Below are 4,995 nucleotides of genomic sequence, written 5' to 3' on the forward strand. Positions count from 1 at the left end.
TCTTGGAATAAGAGAATGGGTCTGTTCAGAGTGCGGAGCTGAACATCTGCGTGACGTAAACGCAGCAAGAAACATTCTTGCGGTCGGGCATGACCGTCTAGCTGTAGGAATCCCCGTCCTTTAGGGCGGGGAGGATGCCAACTCTTGTCATGGAGTATTGACATTACTCCAGCAGATTGACTGTCAGTCTGTTCATTTGTCATGTTCGTTCTTATTAAATCCGGGTTGTTGACCCGGATTTTTTTTTGCCTGCGTGATTGAAGTTTTCACGCTGGTATCAATGAGCTAACAAGCTATTTGATCTGGGGAGATAATCAGAAAATTACCCGCCAATCGTTTTCATTAGTACACCTTTCAAGACAAATCCCAGTACGCCGAGACACAAAGCACCGAAAAGAACGATTGTGCCAAACTTTCCCGCTTTCGACTTTTTAGCCAGATCATAGACGATGAAGCCCATAAACAGCACCAGGCCTGTTAAAAGGACTTTCATCATCAGGCTTTCAAAATTGTCGATATCCATAACCTGTACTCCAGCGAATAAGCCTGCACATTCTATCTCCGATGAATTCTATGTCTACACTGAAATAAGAAGAACCGGCAGTTGTAAACGGGAAGTAGAGTTGAGCTGGAGAGAATTCAAAGTGCCATAGCGAGAAATAGCCATTGATCAGGGAGTGCATGGCTGATTTCTTTGCCAACAGGAGAAAAAATCCATGGCCTCCCGTATCAGACTGATCGACGTCACCAAGCTGAAGAAGTCGTCCTGGCTTGTTCAACAAGAATCAGAAGCTGTAGTCAAGTCCGCCAAAGAAGGCATAAACAAGCAGACAGGCTTTATGGATTCTGTAGGCATGGACAAAAAGAAACTGCGCGAATTTATCAATGGCGATGCCTGGCCAGCCAACTTCAAGCATAAAGCCCGTCAGGAACTGATCAAGTTCAACGATGAACTTAAGAGTGGCCTTTCTCAAGAAGCATCACTGAAACGAAAAGAGCTAAGGCTGGCCAATCGATTGTTGAAACCCAAGACGAAATCAAGGTCCTCGGGCAGGCGGCATCGGACCGGTTTTGTTTGATCGAACGAGAAGAGCTGTAGAGTCCACCAAAAAAGCAGGTTGTGCTTTTTTACTGAATATTAACAAGGATGACAGGGACGGCTTTTCATGGCTACCGTTAATGGAGTTAACAGTAATAACAACATCAATATTGTTGATGCTTCCCAGCTTAGTCAGCAGGATTTTATTTCAGCCGTTTATCTCGAACGGGGAAATATGCTGGATGCAGAAGTTCGTAGAATCGTCGGTGAGATAGAAACCTCTAACCAGTTACTGGTTAATGTCAATAATCTGATCAATAAATCCAACATAGCCCAATACGGCTCCAGCCAGTATACAGCAACCTCCTGGACCACAAATGGTAATAACATTGTGCTGGATAATGGTTATGGTATTGCTATTCAGCCTGATGCGGAGGGGAATACAACGTTTACTTTGATAGACGCTGAAGGGAACCAACTCAATTATCAGAATCAGACTCTGGTGCCTGTTGCTCAGGGGTCAATATCGGATGCTAATCAGGTAGGAATACCTGTGATGAATGATATGACTATGGTGCTAGACGATGGTACAGAGATTACGTTCCAGACCTCTGCCTCAGGAGCGCCTTTCGATCCATCCAATCTGTCGGGTGGTTTGGCAAACATTACCGGAATTTCTATAACAAGGGGTAACCAGGGTTTATCGGTGACCAATTTAAACTCTGCTAACCCAGTGATTGGAGCACCGAGCCTGGATGGCACTACTCTGGATGCTGCCAGTAATGATGGTTACGTACTGCTGGAAGCCGGTGGGCTTCATTCCTGGGAATATGATGGAACAAATACCAACCTGATGACCAGTCAGGATCCCAATGACCCCAATGCAACACTCAGTGGCTATGCCGCTCGTAAAGTGGCTTTCCAGAATAGCTTCACCAATGAGGTGACTGGTGGCATGCCTGTATTGACTCAGGAAGAACGTGACATTCTCAGTAACCTGTTAAAGATCAATTACTCTGATGCCAGTGGAACCGGTAATTTGACACCAGAGGAATGGGCTTCACTGAAGACGTCTCTCAATGCTGCAAAAGAAAACCTGACCGGAAGTAACCAGTTGCAGACGGTCCAGCTGCAGAGAGCGATGGCAACTTATAACCAGAACTTTGATGCTATGTCTAACTCGCAGAACAAAATATATTCACTCCTGAGAGATGTTATCAACAACGTGAAATGATCGTTTACTCAAGGCTGATGCCAATGTGACTGATGCCTTCATTCCTGGCCAAAGCCCTGATCTGTTTCATAACACCAGGGTTTTGTTTGCTTCGGCTGATCTGATCCAGTACTTCCTGAATAAACGTCATCTGCTGCTGATAAAGTTCATGCTGCTCTATATATTGCTGCAGCTCAGTACCTTTAAGCTCTTCAGCTTCTGTGTACTTGATGAATTTACCTATAGTGCTCAGTGACAATGTTAGAGCGCTGGCTGTTTCGCCGGCATCGGGCTCCATGGCACAGTTGACTGCACAGATCATACTTACGACACTGTCGTGGGCTGGAACGGCCCCGAACATCTCCAGTTCATCCAGGTCGGGTACGTTTAGTTCAAGCTTCTCCAGGAGCCGCTCAAAGTTTTTAGCGGATTGGTAGCCTGCAACGTTATCCCAGAGCATATTCAGGCAGTGTCGAGCTTCTTCTGGTTGACCAAACTCTGCTAGCTCGGCAAACAGGGCAAAGTTGGGCCAACCTCTCTCGCAAACGGCTGTTGCTAAGGCTGAAAGCTTCCAGGCTGGAAGTTTGTCGAGCTGGCGTAAAAACTCGGCGTATTGTTTATGTGTATTCAAGGTGAAACCTCAGACCAGAATATCTGGAAAGGGATTCTAGCGGGATTATCCCGGGATGGCACTGCTGGGAAGAAATTCTAGAGGAGATGGGGTCTGGCAGGCAGGACTAAAACTTCAAAGCCCTGTAATTAAAGCTGCCATTTAAAATTAACTGTGAAGGAGTCCAGGTTGTAATCAGAATTGAGTTCAATCTTGGAGTTATCAAACATACAGGTCTCAGCTTTAACTTTGCTGCTGAATCGGACCTTTCCACAATCACCAAATTCAAACTGAGTTTTTTTCTTGATGAAATCCATTCCTTCTTTGATCGGTCTGGCAGCACCAATGTAATCTAAGCCGAGAATAGCAGCGCTTGCAGCAGCTTGTCCGGCTAACTTTTTGGGGTCGGTAACAGCCTTATAAATGAAGGAACTAACTTTTTTCTGATTGATTTGGGATTTTTCGCGAATAGACAGCTCAGGCATTGTATTGACGCTCTTTCTCCGATTGATGGTTCTGGTAGAAAAAGGGTCAATTATTGAAACATCTTGAGAATAAGCCGTGCTGTAATGAGGCGCTCCAGAATAGTAAATACCTTCTTTATCACACATTGCAACGACAGGGAATAAGGTCATCATCAGGCATGACCCCCATTTGCAACACGTATTACAGCTGTTTAAAGACTTGCTTCCATCCATGGTGCTAATCCTTAGCGCAGCGTTAACAACGCTTCCAACCAATTATACTGCCAGTCCATACACCATGCTGGCAAGAGAAAGACTCTTGTTAAGTAAGTTAAGCATGCTGAGGTTAAAGTGCCTTGAATTTTCTGTTCAATATAACGACATAATATATGAAGGTTTTGTCATTATTATATTGTGAAATAATTGCTCAGGATGGCTACGATGAACGGTATTAAAAGAGAAAATCGCTTCATAATTCATTGGTTGTTTTCCCTTGTACTGTTCGGTTTATTACTCGCTTTTTCCCTGAGTTTTGAAGTTTACAAAAAAATTCCGGTATTTGGCTTTATCGGCTACGGATTAGTCATCTTGAACCTGTTATGGGCTCTTAATCAGGCCAGTAAGCCATGGCATTATATTGCTGTGAGTTTGTTCCTGATTTTATTCGGCACGCTTGGTTCATTGGATATTGTTCTATCAAAAGATGAAATGTTAGAGACACTTCTGTTACTGAATCATGAATGGTTGGATTTATCGGGTTTGAATGTCCAGTCATTGGATGACTATGTGAATGTACTGATGTTGCTGTTGAATGTTTTTACCAGTGCACTGGCAGGCAGTGCACTGTTCTATGGTTTGAATCGCAGAAATTTTGAAGAGTGATCAACAATCTAGTCTGGCTTTATGCCCTGGACATAAATTTACCGGTCTCTGTATTAATCTTGATGATTTCACCATTGCTCAGGTATTCCGGTACCTGAACTTCAAGGCCGGTGCTTAGTCGTGCAGTTTTTGTACGAGCTGCAGCAGAAGCACCTTTTATAGCGGGTGAGGTTTCAACGATTTCAAGAGCAATGGATGAAGGCAGTTCAACAGCCAGTAATTGACCATCAACCAGCAACGCTATTAAGCCTTCCATGCCATCAGACATAAAGGGAAGTTGTTCTTCAATAGTGCTTGAATTGACCAGGTACTGGCTGTAATCCCCACTGTCCATAAAGGTGAATTCATCGCCTTCACGATACAGAAATGAGACGGTTCGGCGGAGTAGGTCAACGTCAGCAAACTGATCATCGCCAGTACAGGTCATATCCAATTTCTGGCCACCAGGGACAGAATTGAAACGAAATTTATAGAGGGTTGAGGCACCGCGAGCGGATGGGCTCTTTGATTCCTGTTGCCGGAGAATGTAGTACTGATTTTCAATCTGAACAATCTGACCTTTCTTCAGATCTTTGGCGTAGGCCATTGGTTTCAACCTCGGTACAAAGGGACTGAGCAAATTCTATCACAGGACAGAAACTGCTATGAGTTCGTGAGTGGCTTCCTTAAGTCCCGCTTAACTTTGAGGTAATGAGCGAGCAGGCTGTACTTTTGGTAAGAGAGTACAGTTTTCATACACTTTGCAGTCTAATCTACAGCATCAGCTTGTGTTCATAATTGTTCCGCT

8 protein-coding genes are annotated in these 4,995 nt (G+C 44.3%); 4 read left to right on the forward strand and 4 right to left on the reverse strand.

Translation table 11 applies throughout. The annotated features are described in order from the left end of the window. Window positions 1–7: 7 nt before the first annotated feature. Window positions 8–124: a zinc ribbon domain-containing protein gene (locus ACR2PX_RS08155; RefSeq protein ID WP_433998868.1), complete on the forward strand. Its 117-nt coding sequence runs from the start codon at window positions 8–10 to the stop codon at window positions 122–124. Between the two features lie 198 nt (window positions 125–322). Here ACR2PX_RS08155 and ACR2PX_RS08160 read toward each other — a convergent pair whose 3' ends face one another. Continuing rightward, a complete protein-coding gene (locus ACR2PX_RS08160) occupies window positions 323–523 on the reverse strand; it encodes a DUF2788 domain-containing protein (RefSeq protein ID WP_433998861.1) in 201 nt (66 codons plus the stop codon). A gap of 193 nt (window positions 524–716) precedes the next feature. On the opposite strand from ACR2PX_RS08160, the gene ACR2PX_RS08165 reads away from it, so the two are divergent. Both ACR2PX_RS08165 and ACR2PX_RS08170 read left to right on the forward strand, forming a co-directional pair. After that, a complete protein-coding gene (locus tag ACR2PX_RS08165; RefSeq protein WP_433998862.1) occupies window positions 717–1,079 on the forward strand; it encodes a hypothetical protein in 363 nt (120 codons plus the stop codon). A gap of 87 nt (window positions 1,080–1,166) precedes the next feature. Further along, window positions 1,167–2,273 carry a hypothetical protein gene (locus ACR2PX_RS08170; protein ID WP_433998863.1) on the forward strand — a complete coding sequence of 369 codons (1,107 nt, stop codon included), beginning with the start codon at window positions 1,167–1,169 and terminating at the stop codon, window positions 2,271–2,273. Window positions 2,274–2,277: 4 nt separating this feature from the next. On the opposite strand, the gene ACR2PX_RS08175 is transcribed toward ACR2PX_RS08170, so the two are convergent. Continuing rightward, window positions 2,278–2,883, reverse strand: coding sequence for a DUF416 family protein (locus ACR2PX_RS08175; RefSeq protein WP_433998864.1), 606 nt, complete (start codon window positions 2,881–2,883; stop codon window positions 2,278–2,280). A 128-nt stretch (window positions 2,884–3,011) separates the two neighbouring features. Further along, window positions 3,012–3,560, reverse strand: a complete 549-nt coding sequence (locus ACR2PX_RS08180; RefSeq protein WP_433998865.1) for a hypothetical protein — start codon at window positions 3,558–3,560, stop codon at window positions 3,012–3,014. A 207-nt stretch (window positions 3,561–3,767) separates the two neighbouring features. Between ACR2PX_RS08180 and ACR2PX_RS08185 the strand changes: the two genes are divergently transcribed. Then, window positions 3,768–4,208, forward strand: a complete 441-nt coding sequence (locus tag ACR2PX_RS08185) for a hypothetical protein (protein ID WP_433998866.1) — start codon at window positions 3,768–3,770, stop codon at window positions 4,206–4,208. Window positions 4,209–4,227: 19 nt separating this feature from the next. Here the strand turns inward: ACR2PX_RS08185 and efpL are convergent, their stop codons facing one another. Next, window positions 4,228–4,794, reverse strand: a complete 567-nt coding sequence (efpL, locus tag ACR2PX_RS08190) for an elongation factor P-like protein EfpL (RefSeq protein WP_433998867.1) — start codon at window positions 4,792–4,794, stop codon at window positions 4,228–4,230. Window positions 4,795–4,995 lie beyond the last annotated feature (201 nt).

The sequence above is a fragment of the Endozoicomonas sp. genome (assembly GCF_051008435.1).
Lineage (GTDB): Bacteria > Pseudomonadota > Gammaproteobacteria > Pseudomonadales > Endozoicomonadaceae > Endozoicomonas_A.